The 20,343-nt window shown below is 45.3% G+C and carries 20 protein-coding genes; 11 read left to right on the top strand and 9 right to left on the bottom strand.

Annotated elements, in window-relative coordinates:
• The first annotated feature begins 89 nt into the window (after positions 1-89).
• Both NWE96_10075 and NWE96_10070 read left to right on the top strand, forming a co-directional pair.
• Positions 90-944, top strand: a complete 855-nt coding sequence (locus NWE96_10075; protein MCW3984323.1) for a hypothetical protein — start codon at positions 90-92, stop codon at positions 942-944.
• A 191-nt stretch (positions 945-1,135) separates the two neighbouring features.
• Entirely contained in the window at positions 1,136-1,771 is a 636-nt protein-coding gene (locus NWE96_10070) for a hypothetical protein (protein ID MCW3984322.1), read from the top strand.
• A 129-nt stretch (positions 1,772-1,900) separates the two neighbouring features.
• Here the strand turns inward: NWE96_10070 and NWE96_10065 are convergent, their stop codons facing one another.
• The 4 genes from NWE96_10065 to NWE96_10050 form a co-directional block, all read right to left on the bottom strand.
• On the bottom strand, positions 1,901-2,323 hold the full coding sequence (locus NWE96_10065; protein MCW3984321.1) for a small multi-drug export protein: 423 nt from the start codon (positions 2,321-2,323) through the stop codon (positions 1,901-1,903).
• 577 nt (positions 2,324-2,900) lie between these two features.
• Positions 2,901-4,004 (bottom strand): hypothetical protein, encoded by a 1,104-nt coding sequence (locus NWE96_10060; protein MCW3984320.1) that lies wholly within the window; start codon positions 4,002-4,004, stop codon positions 2,901-2,903.
• Positions 4,005-4,131: 127 nt separating this feature from the next.
• A complete protein-coding gene (locus NWE96_10055; protein MCW3984319.1) occupies positions 4,132-4,539 on the bottom strand; it encodes an SRPBCC domain-containing protein in 408 nt (135 codons plus the stop codon).
• 112 nt (positions 4,540-4,651) lie between these two features.
• Complete coding sequence (locus tag NWE96_10050) at positions 4,652-7,195, bottom strand: PQQ-binding-like beta-propeller repeat protein (GenBank protein MCW3984318.1); 2,544 nt, start codon at positions 7,193-7,195, stop codon at positions 4,652-4,654.
• Positions 7,196-7,487: 292 nt separating this feature from the next.
• Here NWE96_10050 and NWE96_10045 point away from each other — a divergent pair, with 292 nt between their 5' ends.
• Positions 7,488-8,435: an Lrp/AsnC family transcriptional regulator gene (locus tag NWE96_10045; GenBank protein MCW3984317.1), complete on the top strand. Its 948-nt coding sequence runs from the start codon at positions 7,488-7,490 to the stop codon at positions 8,433-8,435.
• A 29-nt stretch (positions 8,436-8,464) separates the two neighbouring features.
• On the opposite strand, the gene NWE96_10040 is transcribed toward NWE96_10045, so the two are convergent.
• A complete protein-coding gene (locus tag NWE96_10040; protein MCW3984316.1) occupies positions 8,465-11,044 on the bottom strand; it encodes a PQQ-binding-like beta-propeller repeat protein in 2,580 nt (859 codons plus the stop codon).
• A gap of 291 nt (positions 11,045-11,335) precedes the next feature.
• On the opposite strand from NWE96_10040, the gene NWE96_10035 reads away from it, so the two are divergent.
• From NWE96_10035 to NWE96_10005, 7 genes are all read left to right on the top strand, one after another.
• The gene (locus tag NWE96_10035) at positions 11,336-11,554 is read left to right on the top strand and encodes a hypothetical protein (GenBank protein MCW3984315.1); all 219 of its coding nucleotides are present in this window, start codon (positions 11,336-11,338) and stop codon (positions 11,552-11,554) included.
• Between the two features lie 401 nt (positions 11,555-11,955).
• Positions 11,956-12,528: a 4Fe-4S dicluster domain-containing protein gene (locus NWE96_10030; GenBank protein ID MCW3984314.1), complete on the top strand. Its 573-nt coding sequence runs from the start codon at positions 11,956-11,958 to the stop codon at positions 12,526-12,528.
• Positions 12,515-13,411 (top strand): CoB--CoM heterodisulfide reductase iron-sulfur subunit B family protein, encoded by an 897-nt coding sequence (locus tag NWE96_10025; GenBank protein MCW3984313.1) that lies wholly within the window; start codon positions 12,515-12,517, stop codon positions 13,409-13,411. The genes NWE96_10030 and NWE96_10025 overlap by 14 nt, the downstream gene beginning before the upstream one ends.
• On the top strand, positions 13,411-14,400 hold the full coding sequence (locus NWE96_10020) for an oxidoreductase (protein ID MCW3984312.1): 990 nt from the start codon (positions 13,411-13,413) through the stop codon (positions 14,398-14,400). Before NWE96_10025 ends, NWE96_10020 begins: the two co-directional genes overlap by 1 nt.
• Positions 14,397-15,854, top strand: a complete 1,458-nt coding sequence (locus NWE96_10015; GenBank protein ID MCW3984311.1) for a Ni/Fe hydrogenase subunit alpha — start codon at positions 14,397-14,399, stop codon at positions 15,852-15,854. The genes NWE96_10020 and NWE96_10015 overlap by 4 nt, the downstream gene beginning before the upstream one ends.
• Positions 15,855-15,956: 102 nt before the next feature.
• A complete protein-coding gene (locus tag NWE96_10010; protein ID MCW3984310.1) occupies positions 15,957-16,316 on the top strand; it encodes a nitrous oxide-stimulated promoter family protein in 360 nt (119 codons plus the stop codon).
• Positions 16,317-16,368: 52 nt separating this feature from the next.
• Positions 16,369-16,854 carry a hydrogenase maturation protease gene (locus tag NWE96_10005; protein MCW3984309.1) on the top strand — a complete coding sequence of 162 codons (486 nt, stop codon included), beginning with the start codon at positions 16,369-16,371 and terminating at the stop codon, positions 16,852-16,854.
• Here NWE96_10005 and NWE96_10000 read toward each other — a convergent pair.
• The gene (locus NWE96_10000) at positions 16,851-17,321 is read right to left on the bottom strand and encodes a hypothetical protein (GenBank protein MCW3984308.1); all 471 of its coding nucleotides are present in this window, start codon (positions 17,319-17,321) and stop codon (positions 16,851-16,853) included. The two genes, NWE96_10005 and NWE96_10000, sit on opposite strands and share 4 nt — an antisense overlap.
• A 138-nt stretch (positions 17,322-17,459) precedes the next feature.
• Between NWE96_10000 and NWE96_09995 the strand changes: the two genes are divergently transcribed.
• Positions 17,460-17,939 carry an AIR carboxylase family protein gene (locus tag NWE96_09995; protein ID MCW3984307.1) on the top strand — a complete coding sequence of 160 codons (480 nt, stop codon included), beginning with the start codon at positions 17,460-17,462 and terminating at the stop codon, positions 17,937-17,939.
• 226 nt (positions 17,940-18,165) lie between these two features.
• Here NWE96_09995 and NWE96_09990 read toward each other — a convergent pair whose 3' ends face one another.
• From NWE96_09990 to NWE96_09980, 3 genes are all read right to left on the bottom strand, one after another.
• Entirely contained in the window at positions 18,166-18,621 is a 456-nt protein-coding gene (locus NWE96_09990; protein ID MCW3984306.1) for a hypothetical protein, read from the bottom strand.
• Between the two features lie 19 nt (positions 18,622-18,640).
• Positions 18,641-19,420 (bottom strand): hypothetical protein, encoded by a 780-nt coding sequence (locus tag NWE96_09985; GenBank protein ID MCW3984305.1) that lies wholly within the window; start codon positions 19,418-19,420, stop codon positions 18,641-18,643.
• Positions 19,421-19,756: 336 nt separating this feature from the next.
• Positions 19,757-20,323, bottom strand: coding sequence for a cysteine hydrolase (locus NWE96_09980; GenBank protein ID MCW3984304.1), 567 nt, complete (start codon positions 20,321-20,323; stop codon positions 19,757-19,759).
• Positions 20,324-20,343 lie beyond the last annotated feature (20 nt).

Here is a 20,343-nt window from a genome sequence, read left to right as displayed (position 1 = left end):
AAAACATTTATTAAATATTGACTCTTACTATATACTAATAATAAGTAGAAGTGGTAGTATAAGAAGCATAAGTGGAAGATGGTGGAGAGATGAACCGAGAAAAACCAAACATAAAATGCACAAAGTGCGATTACGAGTGGCACACTAGATCCAAATTGTTCATGGTCAGTTGCCCTTCATGTAATCAAAAAATCCGCAATTCAGTACGTGCCCAGCTCGTAAAGTTCGTTCAGCAAAAACGGGCCATAGTAGGGTTAGAAACCGCAATCATACTCATCGCCTTCGTCATCATAGCAGCCGCCTTCAGCTTCATGGTCGTCAATCAGGGTTTGTTCGCTACTGACCGAGGCAAAACTGTTATTTCACAGGGCCTTTCACAGGCAGGCACGCCCCTAATAGTCGATGGAACAATTTTTGTTAGAACCACACCAGATGGTTCAACGGCTAACTATGCAGTGATTCCCATCAAAGCGTTCGGATCAAACTTTGTTAACATGGGCAAAAACCAGACAAGCATAATCCTAAAAGTCGGAGACAAAGCTTGGGCAAACGCCTACCTTGGAACACTTCACGTAGGCAACACGGACGGAACAGGCTACAATGCAACAAATGTTGTTTACGATCCAACAGGCAAGCAATTCGATGAATTCGTCGGCTTTCAGCGAGCAGGAGGAAGCAACATTTTCGTGAACGAAACCTACAGCATCGGCTATGCAAAGGGGCTAACCACTGGCGTAGTCTGTGTTATTTCGAATAGCAACGGGGACCAAGCCCTAAACGCAGGTGAGGAGGGTTACCTCTTGGTCGCTCTTGGCTCCGGTGACGAGGCAAATGCTAGAGCAACCATAAGCGTAGAGTTGAGAATAGAAAACAGCGCAACCATCTCGATAGTGTTCACTGTTCCCGCGTCGATGCCTGCAAACAGCTACGTGTCTGTGATATAGTAAACGCACCAGCGTTAATTCGCCATTTAGGGGGGAGGCGGTTAACGCTTGCGTTTCACATTTTTTTTATTCAGTTTTCGAGTAATCAAAAATCAGTATTGCCAGTTCTGCATTATCATGCATATTACGTCTTCATAAGTGATTAATATAAAAACAATCCTTAATGAGGGTAACACCAAGAGGGAAATAAGATGAACTGGAAAAAATACCTGCACGACTTCGCAAAGCAGAAGCGAGCTATAGTTGGTTTAGAGGCGGCAATCATACTCATTGCCTTCGTTATCATTGCAGCTGTTTTCAGCTTCATGGTTGTCAACCAAGGGCTTTTTGCTACCGAACAAGGTAAAACAGTAATTCAGCAAGGCTTACAGCAAGCAAGCACACCGCTTTCAGTAGACGGAACTACATTCGTTAAGACTACCGCTGACGGAGCAAACGTAACTGGCATACTTGTTCCTTTGAAAACATTCGGCGCAAAGTATGTCTCAATGAACCAAGACACAACTGTTGTTACTCTCAAAATTGGCTCAAACGCATGGTCAAACGTTTACGCAGGAGTAAATGCTTCATCCATCGGCGAAACTTTCAACACTATGCTATCAGATGTCACCGAAGATCAGGGCAAACTCTACATACAAAACAGCAACGGCGACCAAGCCTTAGACTCAAGTGAAAAAGGCTATCTAGTAATATCTTTAAGCCCAGATAACGCAGCACTGGTACGGTCACAGGTTACAATCGAAATCAGATTAGAGAAAACAGCACCACTCACCATCGAATTCACCATACCTGAATCAATGCCAAAAGGCGCATGGGTGAATGTCTAAAACATTCACTTAATCTTTACATCCCACCAACATTGAACAAGTGCATCTAAAATTAGTCCACAAACCTTTAGCTCTAAAATGAAGTTTATGCAGAAATAACAAGTGGCTACTTCAGCTGAGTACCCTATTTTATTGACCTAATAAGATTTTGAAAATACCTAGAGATATGCCTAAAAAGGCAGTGGCAACCACACAAATCGCTGCGAACAGAGACGGATAGAGTTTTCTAGGTTTGATACCTATCAAGCGGCCAACAATCGCAAGTTGAATGGGGGAAAGAACCAGAACGCCCATCACTATGCCGATGCAGCCGTATTTGTCGATGAGTTTTTGGCCTCTGGCAAGCCGTCTTTCAAGCCAAGCTTTAAAACCTTTTTTCCACTCAAACAGCCGTTCTACTACTTTTACGGCAATGATAATTCCCAAGAAGTTGATGATTATGGCTGCTGGGAATACCAGTAGCGGGTCATACCCTATTCCTATTCCATACATTATGCCCATGCCGCATTCAAGTACTATGGATAAGAATATGAAGATGAGTAGCTCGTACACTTATGCATCCGACGGATTAGGGATTGCTTACAGAGCCAGAGTTATTAATTTTATGGGAATTCAAGGAAAAATAGTGATGGAAGCGAAAGTGCAGATTCATCCCTCACTAGCAACAGAAGGATTACCAATATCTTTAAGGGCTTAGCTGGGGTTCTGGAGCACTTTAAGGAGAAAATAGGAGAAAGATGAAACTCGGAAATAGGAAACATTTTCTCCAGAGCCCTGTCAGCGCCCTTGCATCTTGATAAAGAGGGGAGAAGGGGTTGCTTGGTCTCAGTACTTGTTAGTTTGCTGTTGCTTTGCTTGTTTCGGTTATGCTGCTTTCTTTTTGAAGGACTGCTTGTTGCTTCGTTGGCGGTGGCGTTATTTTAGTGCCACGATCTGGCTGTGGGAGCATCCAGCTGAACGAGGCTTAATTCGAGGTTTTTGTCGATTTGCTCGCACCTCCTTATCAAAAAAGATAGTTGCTGAACGTTTATTAAACAATTTTTCAAATTTAAACCCACAATTACACATATTATTACCAAAATTAAACCCTAATTGCACAACTGTCAAACAAAACCTAAGCAAGGAAGCCTTAGAAACTCACAAAATCAAACTTTATAATCGAAACCACACCCCACAAATTAACCAACACACTCAAAACAATCAAAGCCTTCTCACCCCACCCTAAACTTTGCCCCATACCCTTAGCCACAAGCAACATTAGAAACGGCGTAAAATCCAAACTAAAACGGTAACCAAACTGCGTAAACCCAACCGTGCCATGAGTAATCAGAGGAGGCAATATGCACAAAACGGCCAGGGCAGCTCTTTTGCTGAGGCTACTCCAAGGGCCTCTAAAGATGTAGATGAACGCGGGCGTGGTAAAGAATAAACCAAGACCCATCCATGACGGCTTGAAATAGGGGAAGTAGTCAACGTAGATTGGCCCTTGGAAGAGTATGGCGTAGATGTGGCGAGGAATGTAGCTTACGCTAAAGATGCCTTCTGTGAAGTAGGGATCTTCCTGTATACCAGGAATCAGGTAGTAGCCGATGTCGTTGAAAACCCCGTAGCGTGCGTAATTGTAAAGCGCGTTTAGTCCGACGAGTATAGCTAAGCCTGCAAAGAAGTAAGCTGCTTGCTTAAACCTCGGTTTCCATGAGTCATGTTGCTGATAGATGGCAAGCAGAAAGAAAGGAAACGATAACACGACCGGCAATCGCGCAAGTGTAGCACAACCCAAGAGTAGCCCAATCAAGAAATTGTGTTTCTTGAAAAGCGACAAAACAATAGCTGACGTGAGGAATAACACGGCGACAACATGCTCAATGTACCACGAAGAACCAACAGAAGCGATAAACCAGAAACAGGTACCAAACCCAAACAGCACCGTTAACCAAAGCGTCTTCTTTGTGGATGAACCAGCTTTTTTGAGCATAAGAAACATTACCGAAATGCAGAGGCTTGCAAGAAGCACCGAAAATAAAGCCTGATCAAAGCTTGTGCCGAAAACTGCGACAAATGGCAAAAGCAGAATTGCAGGCATCGGCGGATAAACCACATAATAGTTACCGTTAAAGGGGACAACTTCGGCGAGGTTTACACCATCACCAGATAGGCTTAAGCTGCCGTGTAGAAAAGAATCAGCTAAATAGACAAAGTGGTTTTGCCCAGGTGACGGTCCCTTAGAAAGCAAAAATACAATCAGCGCAACAGAAGCAATTATAAATAGTTGATAGCGAAGTCTAAGGGACACAAACTTTTGGCATACCCCGTCTATAGTTGAGCCTATTTTTTCCATTCAGGGGTAACCTGCATGGTTTTCATTGAGCGCTAAAGTATTCTTTGAGGGGGTTCCAGTAGAACTCCATCCAGCCCTGCTCCACCTCAACCGCTTGCACTTTAGGAACGTTGGAGTGCACCATCACGATTTCAGTGCCTTCAGGTACAGCTCGAAAAGTCAACTCCAACCTTGAATCCGGGTACCCCTCTTCCCAGTCGGTAGTAGCCCAGCTTTGAACAACACGTTTGCCGTCTTCCAGCTCAAGGTACTTGCCGAAGATGTATCCATCCCAGGTTGAGAATTTGCTACCAACGGATGGTTTGCCTGTTGCTCGGCTGTCAGTGAATTCGCTGTGTTTTTTTGGGTCTGTGTACGCGTCGTAGACTTGTTTTGGGGTAGCGTTTGGAATGATAACATTCTGTTTTATGGTTGTAACTTCAAGTTTCAAGTTGATTCGCCTAAATAGTTAGGAAGCGAGGAAGCATTTAACTGTGACTCAACAGAGATAGGAAAAAAAGAGCTCACGTTTTGGTAGTCAAAAAAAAGAAAAGGGAAACTGTTTAGGGTCTTTTTCTGATGATAAGCATCAGTGCAGCTGTTGATACTGCGACTGCAACGATAACAGCGATACCCATACCTATAATGTAGGTTTCGTAGGGTGGAGCGGCGACTACTGGTGTCGGTGTCGGAGTTGGTTCTGGCTCTGAGACAACTATTGCGGTTTCAGCACTTGAAGGCCAGTATGATTCAGAACCTTCGAAAGTAGCGAACACTCTGTATTCACCTGGGACCTCTGGCACGAAGGATAATTTGTAGAATCCGTTTGAGTCGCTGGTTGTGGTGCCGACGTTGTAGGCGTTACCGTTGGGGTCAAGTACACTTATGGTTACCTTAACGCCTGTAGCGTTGGTTGGTTTAGGCTGCTGCATGTAAACGTATTCCATCCAGTCGCTCATGCTTTCATCAGAGACCGCGGGGACGCCATGGGGAAATCTTGCAGATCTATCAGAGTCTTTTGTGCCTGCAGATATATCTATAACAGTACCTTCGACAAGTACGGCGGTGCCTTGCTCAGAGATTTTTGGGGAAGCTACCACTGTGGTTGAGGAGGGACCTTTACCTATAGAGTATATTTGACTATCATAACTGTTCCACTGAATCAAGTAGCCGTCAGCGGCTGCTGTAGGTACTCGCCCAGTAAAGCTCAGTATGCTCCATACTAGTTTGCCTGTTGTGGTGTTTATAGCAAGCTGTTGTGCACCTGGATAGACTGGAGGATCATACATGTGGCTTTGGGAGATGAAAAGTTTTTCATCTGCGATCATGCCGTTGTACCAAACTGGATAGATGCCATAGCCAGTGTTGTATCCTGAGCTCTCAGGAACGTAGGTCCAATCGATTTTTCCTGTTTGTAAATCGACTGCGTTGACGTATCCGCCGAAGCCGAAGATGAAGATTTTTCCGTATGCTACTTCTGCCGCGATTGATATGTGGTCCCATGCGTTGCCTGGAAGTTTTACTGGACCCCACATCAGGTTACCCGTTTTCATCGAATAACCAAAGGCCTCGTTTGTGTCTTTGTTATGTAGTACATATACATCTTTGCCTGCACCTAGAACTGATACATCTTGGAGTTTGGGTATGGTTTGATTCTTTGGACCCCAAAGTAACTTTCCTGTTTTTGCATCATAGCCTGCAGTAACTTGAGAACCATAGCTTAGCGATGAGAACTGATTGTAGGTTGGTGCGTATCTAAGTATTATCACGTCATGGTCGCGGATTGCTATCCCGCCTTGGGATATTTCCGCAGGAAGTTTCACTGTCCATTCGATACCTTCGCTCCAGTTTTTAGTGCCTGAGGGCCGTATAGTTATTCCATCTGCACCCAACATGAGTCTGCTAGAGTTCCACATCGTGAGGTTACCGCCGCTAGTGTAGTAACCAAGGAGGCTGCCTTTCTGATCAGAATCTTCCGAATCATCGATAAGGAACGCTGGGTTTTGGACGTTGGTGATATTCATCAAATATTGGCCGCTGTAAGCATCGTAGACAGACATGTATTCAGGGTTGCCAAAGAATGACGCTGAGGGGCAACTATAAAGGAACGCCCAAGAGCCAAATTCTTGTATAGATTTAAAGCGCATTACCTGACCCATACGAATGACTTCGTTTCCTGATTCACCAGCAGACCTTGTCCAGAGGGTTTCACCTGTCCTTATGTCGACAGCTACCCAAGCAGTCTTTGCGGCGCTAGGACCGGAGTATTCGGTGTAGTAGAGTACGCCGTTGAGGATTATTGGTTCAAAATAGTTAGTAGCGATCGTTGTTGTCATGTAGTTGCTCATTTGGTCGTTAGGTATCGGAAGCCCTGGTTGTCCGCCAAAATGCGTAGGTTTAACCCACATTATGTGCCCAGTGTTTGGTGCGGTGCCATAAGGTTGGAAGTTGCCAGTAGCGTCGTAACCGCCTGTGGTTGCAAATGCTGGTGCAGCTAATCCGTACCAGTTGGAACCTAATTCAGCCCAGAAATAGTTTTGTGCCTGGATTGGTCTGGACCAGTATTCTGTTGGAAGTGGCGCTGTGTTGAACATTGGTATGGGGTCTTCTTGAACTTTTAGGGTGACTATGTCACTTTCGCTTTTTAGGTAGGTGATGTTGTAGAATGATGGTGGACCGAAGAAATTGATGACTGTTTCTTCTGCGTGTTGTCCTGGGTAGGTTGCTTTGAAGGTATAATTACCTGTTTGATCAGGTGTAAAGTTTGTCCATGTTCCGCCCGTGCTGTCAGATTTGCCCATATCAATGGTTGCTTTAGTTCCGTCGGGTTTTGTAATCTCGACTTTAATGCCTTCATACATGGTTCCTGTACCTCTGAATCCAGCGGTGATTGGCGGTTTGGTCATGAAAGCATTGATCAGAGCTTCTTGGCCGACGCCTATGGGGTTTGGAGCAACGTTGAGCATTAAAAAGGTGGGAACTTCAGTTGCTACAGACCCGTCGGTTTGCGCATTAATTGCAGGTAAGGCCGAAAGTGTACTCATTGCTAAAAACAGAATTGTCACGGTTGTGGCTAGTGTTTTGGATATTTTCAGTTTTAATCTCATTTTTTTCTTTTCTCCTTTATTGAGCATGTTGAGATTGGCTTGCTCAATGGCTGGTTGTTATCGATGTGTTTAATTTATAAAATTTTCGCAATATGAGATTTTTATGAAAATTTATTAGGAAAATTCGGGCTGAAAATTTAATCTTTACCAACAAACTTCTATTAACGAACAGGTGTTAAACTGATTAATTACAAGAAACTAAATTTAACTACAGAGAAATTTAAAAGCAAAAGCAGTTTAAGATGTATATTCGCTCAAGGGGAGATGAAGTATAGCAATAAACATAGATGAAATAGACGCAAAAATAATTACATCTCTTCTAGGCAACGCAAGAAAAAGTTTCGTGAAAATCGCGGCTGAAACTAACTTATCCACCGCATCAATAAGTGATCGCTTCTCCGAACTTGAGAAAAATGGAGTAATCACAGGTTCTACGCTCCAAATAAATCAAAAAGCGTTAGGCAGAAATACAATATACACAATAGCAATCACCGTGGAAAAAGAAATCGATGAAGTAATGAATTATATACGAACAATTCCCTTTGAGATCCCATTTATATTTCGAGACCCAAAAAATAAGATAAACTTTTTTGCAGGCTTCGGCGAAATCGATGAGATAACCCATTTGAAGGAAACCTTGAGGAAAAATAAGTTTGTACGCGATTTACAAGTTGAAACATGGGTTGGAGTAAAAAATGTGCCTGAAAATCTGCATTTATTACCGAACAAAACGAATGGGGAAACAACTTTTAAAAGATCTGCTGAAAAACAAAAGCACCAATTAAAACTGGACAAAATAGATTTACAAATAATTCAAAAAATGACTGAAAACAGTATGCAACCATTCATCAAAATAGCCAATGAAATCGGCACATCAATAAATACGGTATCCAGAAAATACAACAACCTGGTTAGCAACCGAATAATAAGGTCAGTTATTCAGATTGACCCTAAAAAACTTGGCTACCACGCCATGGTGGTTTTTGCTTTATCATTTGCATCTCAAAGTGACATGTCCTCAGTGATCAACGCTGTGATGAATATAAAAGATACATTTCTTGTCATCAAAACAAGCGGCAACTACGACCTTTTCTTCCAGCTCTTTGTCAGAGATATAGACCAACTAATTTCCACGCAAAACCAAGTTGCAGGGATCCAGGGAATATCAACAATTGAAAGTACAATTTACCCAATTCCCACTCGATGGCCTCTTCCAGGAGAATACATATCTACATTTTAAAAAAAAGAAGGGGATTAGTTTTTGTGCTGTTATGGTCGTTTTCGAGTGATCAGTAGTGTAGCAACTGCAATTATAACAGCTATTCCCATAGCTACGATGTACAATTCGTAGGGTGGATTAGTTTGGACCGGAGTTACTGTTGCGGTTGGTTGTGGTATATCGTCAACTGCGAATGCCGTTTCAGCATGTGACCCGTAGTAAGCTGCTGAACCTGGAAAGCTTGCGTAGACATGGAATTCACCGGGAATGTCAGGAGTCCAGTTGAGACTATAGAATCCGTCTGAACTGGTGGTGGTTGTGCCGATTGTTCGGTAGTTGCCGTTTGAGTCGACTACGCTTATAGTTACTGGTACACCTGTTGTGTTTGTAGGTCGCGCAAACTGTTTGTAGGTATAAAGCATCCAATCAGAGATTGATTCATCTGAGACTGCGGCTACGCCGTTTGGAAAACGCAGTTTTATCGATTCGTCTTGGGTACCTGGCGATATGTCAAGGACAGTGCCTTTGATGGTTACTGATCTACCAAATTCTATGCCGCTGTCTGGAGCTGTAACGGTTGTTGCTGTGGGACCTTTGCCTATCGCGTAGATCATCTGGTTATACGTATCCATAGTTGCGATTATGCTGTCACCCATGACTGCGCTTCCGCCCCAGTCAGTCTGGCGGAACATTCCAGCAATCGACCATATGACCTCTCCTGTCGTTGCGTTGATGCAGACAAAAGGTGCACCGCGGGGTTGTGGTTGGTTGACTGAGTGTTCACTTTGACCAAGGTAGATTTTTCCATCTGCAACGATACGTGGACGTAGCGAAGACCAGTAATCAGACCATAAGGTTTCTGACCATGGATCCTTGTAGGTGTAATTCCAAAGCAATTTGCCTGTCTGCGCGTCGTATGCATACATTATGCCGCTCATACCGTTAGAGTAGAGTATGCCGTTGTAGATGCGTGGATACATGGCGAAGACGTCAAGATAGTTCTGTGGCGCCGTTGGTCCCCATTTCAGGTTACCTGTATCTATGTCGTAAGCCCAGAATTGCGCCAACTCTTTGCTCCATAGACATATAACTCGATCTTCTGCACTTCCTGCCGCAACTGAAAGAGTTACATTTCCGGGAGGTGCCGCAATGGTCTTGTTGAATTTCAACGCACCTGTTTTTGCATCGATTGCCCATAACACGAATGGCGCATCGTTAAGAGTAACTACAGTGAACATACCTGTGGTTTCGAGCCTTTGGTAGCCGACGATTACATCATCAGGGTATATGAATTGGGCGCTTCCGAGCAAGCCTTTAGGTATAGTAATGTTCTTGGTGTAGCCATTATATCCATATGGTGTAGCTGATGTGACTGGACATGGTCCGGTGGCGTTGATGGTCTTTCCTTGGGGCTGCCATGAACCAAACATTGGACTGTTCTGAGTTGTACCCCAGTAAGCGTCTATGACGGCAGTTGAATTCCAAATAGTCATATAGCCAGCTTGGTAGTTTAGAGTGTAGATCAAAATTTCGCCGTTTGGTCCGTATAGTCTGGTCCCGCTGGGCATGTTTGTGTATGTGAATAGCCAGCGTCCAGTGAAGGGGTCAAAAGCCTCTAGTGTGGTTGAGGCTCCAAACCCAAAGAATCCGCTACTTGTGGCGCAGAAAAGGTACGGATAGACTCCTTGAGTGTTGAAGCTTTTCCAGTACATTATTTGGCCGTATTGTGGTACTACACGTTCGCCTGCTGGGTTCTTGAGGTCTTTTTGCCACAAGGTTTTTCCAGTGTGGATATCGACTGCAATTATGGAGTTGTCAACTGCGTTGCCGCCCACTGTGTCGAACTGTTGGTAGATTAATACACCCATGATGACTAGCGTATTCGTGAATTTACCTTCATATGCGTCGCCTGGAAATACAGCAGCTTGTTCAGAAATGCCTACACCACCTGCTAAACCGCCGATTTGTAAGGGTTTTTGCCATAGAACGTGTGCCGTGTCTGGTGCGTCGTCTTGTCCGTCTACAAATTGACCGCCGTAGCTACCAGGAGACAACCAACTGCCTGAAATTACGTTCCATTCTCTTATTTGGCTGTCGATTGGTCTGGTCCAGTATTCACTAGGCATAGGCACGCCTGGCCAATACTGCTTTTCTTCAGTACCGACTACTAGTTCGAGTATTGGGCTGTCATCAGCTTTGTATAGGCATTTGACGTCTTGAAAACCTAAGAAGAAATCATATGTGGTGTAGTTGTACCATTGTTCGGGGAAATGGGTTTGCAGTTTATAGGTGCCTTCTTGAGTGGGTACATAAACTGTGCCTGTGCCGCCTGTAGAGTCGGTGTCGAATGGGCCAAGCGTTTGGGTCGTGTTATCTGGTTTTATGATGGTGACGGTTAAGCCGCGCCATTTGTCCTCGGTTATTTGTAGTGCTTCAGTTATCCCGATGTGTAGGAGAACTTCTTCGCCGACTGAACATGGGTTTGGTGTGGCTCCGATGTATGCGTAGGATGCTTTCCAGCCTGTGTAACTTTGTGCGCGAATAGGTATGACTAGCATTGATGAAATGATTGACAGCACTAGAGCGATTGCTAGAGCTATCGCTATCTTATCAAATTTAACAATTTTCATTCTCTTTTCTCCACTTTATTGAATTATTGAGCAAAAGTTTTCACTATTTAGCCCTTGCCCAACAATTCTCCTTATTAAGGCGTTTTATTTATAAGATTTGTGGCAAATGCAGCATATTGAAACAATTTTATGTCAATAAAAATAATAAAATGAAAAAATATTAAATACAAAAATATTCCCATACTAACAAACCTTCATTTTTTTAACAAAGCATATTTTAAAGAAACCATAGAAAAGCCCCGCCGCAGGAACTCAAAATATAAATTTTAAAGAATGCAATCTTTAAAGAACATGGGTAGATGTACAAAAACGGTCGGGGAACGTCGGCTCGGCAGAACAATCTACAAACTGGGAAACAGCGTAGAGCTCAGCAGCAAAGAAGGCAAAGCCAAACTTGCCGAACAAAAATACAAACAAACCATCCAAACAGAGCAGGGCTTCACTGAAGAGTCACCCGTGCAAAACCTGCGCGACCCCACAGTTTGGAAGAAACAACAACCAAAACAGTAACATCAACATAGCGAAGATAACAGAATTTGACATAGTGCAGGTAGGTTTTTAGAACTGCTTTTTTTTGGGAATCAATCTATGTTTCTAAGCCTGTTTCGATGTGGGCTGTACACTTTTTCCAGGGGAACCAAGCACCCAAACAAACCTGATTTTTTGATGTGCTTTTGTCCTTTATATAAGGGAGGGGGGATCCGCTTTGAGACGTCGCGTGGTTTACGCGCTTGCGGATACGGTTCGGTATGCGGCTTTAAATGAGGGAACCTGCCAAGAGGTACAGTGTTCCTCGCATCCGATATGTAAGAATCAACTTTGTCCCTGCTCAAACTTTAATTACTCCGCAAAGCCATTTCAAACGATAAGCACAAATACGGTGCTATCCAACCAGTTAAGGTGTCACCGTTATGACTGAGGCGCCAGCGTCAACTTCCCCCCTGCAGGGCAAGGAGCAGCCCATAAAAGCTTCTGAAATAGACCCAACATTCAAGTATGAACTCCAAAAAATGCATGGAAGCGAAAAAATCCTCAAATGCTTCCAATGCGGCACCTGCACCTCCGACTGCCCCGTTGCCCGCTTCAGCGACTCCTACCGCCCACGCACACTCATACACATGGCGCAGTTGGGCTTAAAAGACCGCGTGTTAAACAGCGACACTCTGTGGCTTTGTGCGGCGTGTTTTACCTGCACAGATCGCTGTCCCCAAGACGTTGAAGTCGCCAGTGTCATCCGAGTTTTCCGAAACCTCGCAACTGAGAAAGGCTGCATTCCACAGGTTTTCAAAGATCAAGCCCAGAGCCTAATCGAAACTGGTTATGCTTACAAAATCCCAGATTTGCGGATCAAAAAGCGGGAGAGTCAAGGGCTTCCGCCTCTGCCCAAAGGCAACCCCGACACAGTCAAGAAAACCCTCAAAGGCGTAACGTTCTTCGACCGCGTCCAAAAACCTCAAGGAGAAAGAGCAAGTGACCAACAGTAAGTACCTGATTTTCCTCGGATGCGCAATCCCCTATCGCGTTTCCTCTTTTGAGATTTCTTCACGCAAAGTTCTCTCTAAGCTGGGTGTGGAGTTGGTGGAGATGCCTGAATTCAACTGTTGCGGCTTGCCCTTTGACCCAGTCAGCCATGAAACCATGCTGATTTTAGCGGCTAAGAATCTTGCGATTGCTGAACAAGTCGGCTTAAACATCCTCACGCTTTGCCCAGGATGCGCAGGTACACTCAAGAAAGTCAACAAAATATTGAAAGCCGACAAAGCGCTTAAAGAAAAAATTAACAGCCACCTAAAAGAAGCAGGTCTAGAATTCAAGGGCACGGTTGAAACCAAACATCTTCTACAGTTGCTCAAAGAGGATGTGGGTGTAAAAAAAATCAAAGCCTCAGTCACACGCCCACTTAGTGGCCTTAAAGTTGCCGAGCACAATGGCTGCCATATACTGCGCCCCAAAGAGTTCATTGGTTTTGATGACCCTGAAGACCCGCAGACGCTTAAGATGCTCATCGAAGCCACAGGCGCCACTTGTCTTGACTACATTGATGAAACGGAATGTTGTGGTGCGCCAAGCGTTGGTGTGAGCGACAAAATTGCTCTTCAACTTGCGCGGGATAAGCTCAATCACATAAAGATGGTTGAAGCGCAGGCTTTGGTTACGATTTGCCCGTTTTGCCACATAATGTACGATACAAATGAGCTTCGGATAGAGAAAACTTTTAACGAAGTCTACGGCATTCCAATTCTTCATTATCCGCAACTACTTGGGTTAGCTATGGGTATGTCGCCGGAAGAGTTAGCTTTCAGCGAACTTCGAGTTAACGCCAAAAAGATAGTTGAACAATTCGCCACTCAGGGAGCAAAACAATGATGAGTAAACCTAAGCTCAAGATAGCCTTTTACTGGGCTGCAAGCTGCGGCGGCTGCGAAATCGCCGTCTTAGACATAAACGAGAAAATCCTCGACGTCGTCCAATTAGCCGACATAGTTTTCTGGCCAGTCGCTATGGACATCAAATACAAAGACGTTGAAGCACTTCCAGATAAGTACATTGATATCACCTTCTTCAACGGCTCCATACGTAACAGTGAACAGGAGCACATGGCAAAATTGCTACGGCAGAAAAGCAAGACTCTTGTAGCTTTCGGCTCATGCGCTCATGAAGGCAGCGTTCCGGGCTTGGCGAACTTGAGCAATAAAGACGAAGTGTTCGAAAAAGTCTTCCTAACTGACGCATCAAACGTTAATCCTCAAGCAACCACTCCTAAACCTGAAAGCCAAGTCAAAGAGGGCACACTCAAAATCCCCGAATTCTACGACACCGTCAAAACCCTCGCCCAAACCGTAGATGTAGATTACTATCTCCCAGGTTGCCCACCGCCAACCAAGCTAATTGTAGGCGCGGTTGATGCAATCGCAAGCAACAACCTGCCGCCAAAAGGCTCCGTGCTTGCTCCACCTAAACCAGTCTGCGATGAATGCCCACGCAAACGTGACAACAAAAAAATCGGTAAACTCTACCGTGTCTACGAGAAAGAGCCTGAACCAGAAAAATGCCTACTGGAACAGGGCATTCTCTGTATGGGTATTGCTACTCGAAGCGGTTGTGGTGCCAGATGTTTAACTGCTGATATGCCTTGTACTGGCTGTGGCGGTAAAGCGCCTAACGTGCCTGAACAGGGTGCAGCTATGATTACTGCTCTTGCTTCGATTTTGGGTTACGAAGCTGAACCGGGAAAAGAGACATATACCCAAAAGGAGATAGAGGAACTCATCAGTCAAATAAAGGACCCGACTGGCACTTTTTACATGTACAGTTTGCCAGCGTCGATTCTTAAAAGAAAGGTGATTAAGAAATGAAGGAAATTCTAATCGACCCGATCACACGGCTCGAAGGACACGGTAACGTATCCATATTCCTAAACGACAAAGGCGAAGTCGAAAACGCTTACCTGAAAATCCCCGAACTCCGTGGCTTCGAGAAATTCTGCATCGGCAGACGCGCCGAATTAATGCCCCAATTAACCTCGCGCATCTGCGGAGTATGCCCCGTTGCCCATCACTTCGCGGCAACCAAAGCCCTCGATGCAGCCTTCAACGTTGAGCCACCTTCAGCGGCAAAGAAGCTCCGTGAACTCATGTACGCCGCATACGTCATCTATGATCACACACTGCACTTCTACTACTTAGGCGGCCCCGACTTCATCGTTGGCATCGATGCGCCTCCAGAAAAACGTAACATCTTAGGTGTCATCGAAAAGGCAGGTATGGATGTGGCAAAAGACGTCATAAAACACCGCGCTTACGGCCAGAAAATTACTGAAATCATCGGCGGTAAAGCTACTCATCCAGTCTGCGGTTTGCCTGGCGGAATCTCAAAAGCGCTCAGCGAAGCCAACCGCCAAGAAATCGAGCAGATGGCCTCTTCATGCCGAGACTTCGCCCAATTCAGCCTTAAACTATTCCACGACATAGTCTTAGGAAACGCAAAGTATGTGGGTTTAATCAAGAGCACCCCCTACACGATGCCAACTTACTACATGGGCACCGTGGACGAAAACAACAAAGTCAACTTTTACGACGGCAAAATCCGCGTAGTCGACCCCAACGGTAAACAATTCGCCAAATTCGAACCAAAAGACTACCTCAAACACATCGGTGAACACGTCGAAGAATGGACCTACAGCAAGTTCCCATACCTTAAAGCAGTCGGCTACAAGGGACTCACGGCAGGCACAGACAGCGGCTTGTACCGTGTGGGTCCACTTGCACGCTTAAACGCATCAGACGGCATGGCAACCCCGCTGGCACAGGCAGAATACCAAGAAATGTACAAAACCTTCGGCGGCAAACCCGTCCACAGCACTTTGGCTTTCCACTGGGCAAGACTCATCGAGTTACTCTACGCAACGGAACGCGCAGTGGAGCTCATCAAAGACCCCGAAATCACAAGCACCCACATCCGCAACAAACCAGGCGAACCAGGCGAAGGCGTCGGCGTAGTCGAAGCAGCCCGCGGCACGCTCATCCACCACTACACTTTAGACAAGGACGCAATGGTTAAAGACGTAAACCTAATCGTCGCAACAACCAACAATTACCCTTCCATATGTATGAGTGTCCGTGACGCGGCAAAGGGCTTTATCCACAACGGCAAAGCCGACCAAGGTATACTTAACATGGTTGAGATGGCTTTCCGCGCTTACGATCCCTGCTTTGGCTGCTCTACTCACGCCGCAGTGGGGCAGATGCCGCTGACAGTTGAAGTCTTTGACGCACAAAAGCGGCTAGTGGATTCCGTTAGCCGCCGCTGATTCACCCCTTTCTTTGGGTTAACCTCTTTTTTGAAATTCCCTTACCTGTTAGGGTCAACCCTTAAGTAAAAACACATATATCATCTATCAGGCTTGATTGACATGCAGGTGCAACCTCCAAACCCCGAACACAAACGAATGAAACGTGAAAAGAAAACCATCGGCTACATGGTCGAAATCTACTGCAAAGGTCACCACGGCACACACGGCGAACTATGCCCAGAATGCACCGAATTCAAAACCTACGCCTTTATGCGCCTCGACAAATGCCCCTTCCAAGAGAAAAAAAGCACCTGCGGCAAATGCGTCGTTCACTGCTACCGCCCCGACATGAAAGAAAAAGTCCGAAAAGTCATGCGTTACTCTGGTCCAAGAATGCTTCTGCATCATCCGGGCTTGGCGCTGCATCATGCGTGGGATGCCCACAGAAAACCCCCGACGCTTGCAAAGAAAACAAACTAGCTTAAGGCAAGCTTTTTCTAGCTACAAATTCAATTCTTTACGTGGTGCTTTCGTGGCTGATAAAACTGAACTGGAACTTCAAGCATGGTTTAAGGATGCAAAAAAGGTCGTGGTAGCAGGCATCGGTAACCCTAACCGCTCAGACGACTACGTGGGGTTAAAAATTGTTGGAGAATTGCAGGGAAAGGTTCGCGGGGATGTTTGTCTTTTGGAGTGTGAAACTGTTCCTGAGAGTTTTCTTTTAGAAATCGATGAATGTAACCCCACGCATGTGCTCATAATCGACGCTGCTGTGTTGGGGCACAAAGCTGGAGACACTTGTCTAGTTAATTTGGATGATGTGCCAGCGTTCTCCGCTGTTACCTCGCACGTTTTACCCTTGAGGCTTTTCTGCGAATACATTCAAAAATCAACAAATGCAAAAATCAAGCTACTACTGATTGAGCCCAAGAGTATGGATTTTGCAGAGGGATTAAGCCCAGAAGTTCAGGTAGCCTCCGAAAAACTGAAAAAAACCCTTCTTGAGTTGCTGGGTTAGGTTTCTCTTCTTTTGAAGACATAATCAGTTGTTAACAGAGGTTTGCCCTGGGCATAATTTGTCTGCTTCATTACAATGTGATGCAGCGAGACCCATTGCACAACAACTTGCTCTTCTTGATCTTGATCCTCAAAGGTTCCCCTCCAACACAATTCAACAGCTGAGCCATCAACCCACTTGCCCTTATGGTCCCGTGTTTGGCCTTCTGAGGTGACGCTGAAGAGGTGAACTTCACCGTTGGTGGAGTCGTAGCTCCAGAGGTGGTTTTCGTAGTAGTCTTCGTAGCCTTCGATTTCGGTGTTAATCTCCACGTTTATTGTTGAGTCGATTTCCTTGGCATCCATCTCTCCGTATCCAGAAACCACTTTGCCGTCTGCTGTTCTAAGGGCTACATCTACCGCCCACTTGCCCAATAGTTTCTTTAGCAACTCTTCCCGTTTGTGTTGTCTGATGCTTTCCTGAACCACAGCTGTTCCTCACCCATTTGTTGGAGAATCTGTTGATAAGCACATGTGACTGTAACCCAACAGCAACGCTAAACTCTAAACAGTGGCGGTTAAACGTTAATTAGCTAGTTTTCTCTTAGAAATCCAACGTGAATGAACATGACTGGCAAGGCATTAATCATCATGGGTTCCGAGCGGGACCTAGATTTCTCCCGTGAAATCGCAAAATACCTAAAACTTCTCGGTGTAGAATACGAATTCCGCGTGGCCTCCGCACACAAAACCCCACTCACGGTTCTGGAAATCCTCAAAGAATTCGAAACCCAAAAAGTGATTTACATAACCGTTGCAGGACGCTCAAACGCCCTAAGCGCATTCATAGACGGAAGCACCACCAAACCAGTCATCGCCTGTCCACCCTACAGCGAAAAATACGGCGGAGCAGACATTTACTCTTCACTTCGAGTTCCCAGCGGCATCGGTTCAGTGGTTACGATCGAACCTGAAGCCGCAGCAATCGCAGCCGCAAAAATATTCGCCTTAGAAAACCCAGAAGTTCTTGCAAAAGTAAAAAGCTACCAAGAAACCAAGAAAAAAGACCTAGAAGCAGCCAACGAATCAGTAAAAAAACTCAAATAAACACTCTCGATCGAAAAACCGCACACTGTTGCTCTACCGCTCTCTCCCCTCCCTTATATATAGAACAAAACCCTTTGGTTAGCTTTCAATGTTGGTTGCTTGAACTTGGTTGCGGGCGCTACCTTCAAGACTGGGTTATCCTCCGAGTCGTAGTTAACATGGAGGCTATACTCTGTGGCTGTGTTTAATGCTTGTTTAATCGCCGCCAAAATCACCCTGTTTCCCATTATGTTGCCTCGGATTCATGTTTGGGTTTGAGTTTGCGATTCAGCGCCAGCCCTTCCGCCAAAAACAGCGCCATAGCCACCGCCGTCATCCCCGTTAAAAAATAGAAGCTGCTCTGCACAACTAAACCCTTAATTACCAAACTTAACATAATTATTCCTACTTCTGCGGCGAATGCGCCCATAAAAAAGAAGGAGTAAAACATCAATCTGGGTACGAGGTTTTTGCCGACCCACACGTGCCCATTGATGTTTGCTTTCTCCCTGAGGATATAGTCGCCGTAACTATTTTTTTCGATTAATCCCATGCCTTCGAGCTTCTGTAGGTGCCTGTATGCGACGCTGGTGCTGCTGAGTTCCGCTCCGCGTGTGACTTCTCTTGTGCCGACGGGTTTGTCTGCGCGGACGATGAATGCGTAGACGCTTAATGTGTTGCCTTCCAGTTCGTCGCTAGTCATTTCTCAGTTCTCCCTAAGCCTACTGTGGTGGTGGTAATGTACCGTAGATGAATTGGTCGCCCTGTCTTGTTAGTTCTAAGTGCTGGAAAACTGAGTTGTCTGCGAGTGTAACGATAGTTGAGTTGCCGATGAATGATACAAATCCAACTCTTCTGACGTCAATGTATATTTTGTCTGCATAGTATGTGTTCTGGAATTTCTGGGATGCCGTTTGTTCTTCACCTGGGAAGAAGCTACTTGAGGAACTGCCGCCTGTACCTCCCAACCAGCCTTGGTCGCCGAAGACGTTTCCTAATGTTCCGTTGTATTGAAAGATGAATAAGCCGCCAGCTCCGCCGTTTGCAGTTATTTCAGAGATGTTGAACCAGTTTTCGCGGGAGAATTGGAAGTTTTCTAATGGATTGAAGGTTGTGTTGCCGTTTCCGTTTGCGCCGACATAAAGTGTTATGTTTTCTATTGATCCTAAGTCTGAGTAGATTTGGAACTCGAAAAATTCTACTCTAGCTCCCTCCAAGTTGGGTGATGCTTCTGGATTTTTGGTGGCGTTGTATTTTATGTCGTAGGCTGTTGTGTATGTAATTCGCGGCCCGCGTCCATCAGGGTATTCTACTAAGCTATCTGTAACGTTAGCTGTATAGATTGCGTAGGGTACATTTAAGTTGAACCATGGTGTTGCTTCGTCTGTTTGTGCCTTAGCAGTAGATATATTGCCCATGACGTAAGCTAATGGTACAATTGTCGCTATTCCGATAGATATTGCTAGTATGCTGCATAGGATTAGTTTCTTTTCTATCTGCATCTTGGTTTTTCACCACCCACTGTTAGCGGTGAAGGGGCATATAATACTCCCCCAAGAACGCCGCCGTTCTCGCTGAGAACACCAAAGGGATTGGCCGCCAAATCCTCTAAACGCTTCATGACTCCCTTTTTCTTGTAGGGTTATTGAATAATCGGTTGGTAACGGTGATAGACGCCGTCTTCTTTTTTCACGTTTGCATTTCTGATAAAGCTGCAGCTAAACCTTAACCGTTCGATGTATCCAGCTAGCCACCTACACCATGAAACCTTCGCCATAGTGCCGTCGCGTTTGTGTTAGACGCGTTGGGTTAGTTCAGCAATCACAAAAAGCAAGTGATTACTTGACTACCTCTTGAATAATACTATTAACAGACATGACTTTAGCGTTGTAAACGTGCTCCAAATATTTCAGGCCCTCATGATGGTCTTTCTCGCTAAAAGCTTCCACACCGTCCTCCGCGATGATAATGTGGTACCCTCGGAAGAACGCATCCGCCGAAGTATGCCTAACGCACATGTTAGTATGTAACCCGCCGAAGATGACGGTTCTGGCACCCTCGCCGTGGTAGAGGCTCCTTAGAAGTGAATCCAACCCCGTCTCAAAGAAGCCACTGTAAGTACGCTTCTCAACAATATAATCAAGTTTCATGTCGGGTGCCAATTCGGGGATGACTTCTGCGCCGGGGGTGCCTTTTATGGCGTGGTTGCCCCATTTACGAGTTACCTCGACGTCTTGGGGGTAGTGGGCGTCGATGCAGTAGATTACGGGCACGCCATTTTTGTGAGCTGCTACAAGCAGTCTCTGTAGGGGTTGGATGATTGCGGGAACACGTTTGGTTTTCAGTGGTCCTGTGAAGAAGTCGTTTTGAACGTCGATTAGGATGACTGCTGGGTTTTTAATCAAAACAATTCGCCTCAAAAAGG

This window comes from Candidatus Bathyarchaeota archaeon, assembly GCA_026014685.1.
Lineage (GTDB): Archaea > Thermoproteota > Bathyarchaeia > Bathyarchaeales > Bathycorpusculaceae > Bathycorpusculum.
Note: the sequence above shows the minus strand (reverse complement) of the source record. Positions and strands in the feature narration are given on the sequence as shown.

Excerpts from the sequence above, each read along its gene's own strand:
- NWE96_10075 (MCW3984323.1), top strand. The coding sequence starts at position 90 with ATGAACCGAGAAAAACCAAACATAAAATGCACAAAGTGCGATTACGAG.
- NWE96_10070 (MCW3984322.1), top strand. The coding sequence starts at position 1,136 with ATGAACTGGAAAAAATACCTGCACGACTTCGCAAAGCAGAAGCGAGCT.
- NWE96_10050 (MCW3984318.1), bottom strand. The coding sequence starts at position 7,195 with ATGAGATTAAAACTGAAAATATCCAAAACACTAGCCACAACCGTGACA.
- NWE96_10040 (MCW3984316.1), bottom strand. The coding sequence starts at position 11,044 with ATGAAAATTGTTAAATTTGATAAGATAGCGATAGCTCTAGCAATCGCT.
- NWE96_10035 (MCW3984315.1), top strand. The coding sequence starts at position 11,336 with ATGGGTAGATGTACAAAAACGGTCGGGGAACGTCGGCTCGGCAGAACA.
- NWE96_10030 (MCW3984314.1), top strand. The coding sequence starts at position 11,956 with ATGACTGAGGCGCCAGCGTCAACTTCCCCCCTGCAGGGCAAGGAGCAG.
- NWE96_10020 (MCW3984312.1), top strand. The coding sequence starts at position 13,411 with ATGAGTAAACCTAAGCTCAAGATAGCCTTTTACTGGGCTGCAAGCTGC.
- NWE96_10015 (MCW3984311.1), top strand. The coding sequence starts at position 14,397 with ATGAAGGAAATTCTAATCGACCCGATCACACGGCTCGAAGGACACGGT.
- NWE96_10010 (MCW3984310.1), top strand. The coding sequence starts at position 15,957 with ATGCAGGTGCAACCTCCAAACCCCGAACACAAACGAATGAAACGTGAA.
- NWE96_09995 (MCW3984307.1), top strand. The coding sequence starts at position 17,460 with ATGACTGGCAAGGCATTAATCATCATGGGTTCCGAGCGGGACCTAGAT.
- NWE96_09990 (MCW3984306.1), bottom strand. The coding sequence starts at position 18,621 with ATGACTAGCGACGAACTGGAAGGCAACACATTAAGCGTCTACGCATTC.
- NWE96_09985 (MCW3984305.1), bottom strand. The coding sequence starts at position 19,420 with ATGCAGATAGAAAAGAAACTAATCCTATGCAGCATACTAGCAATATCT.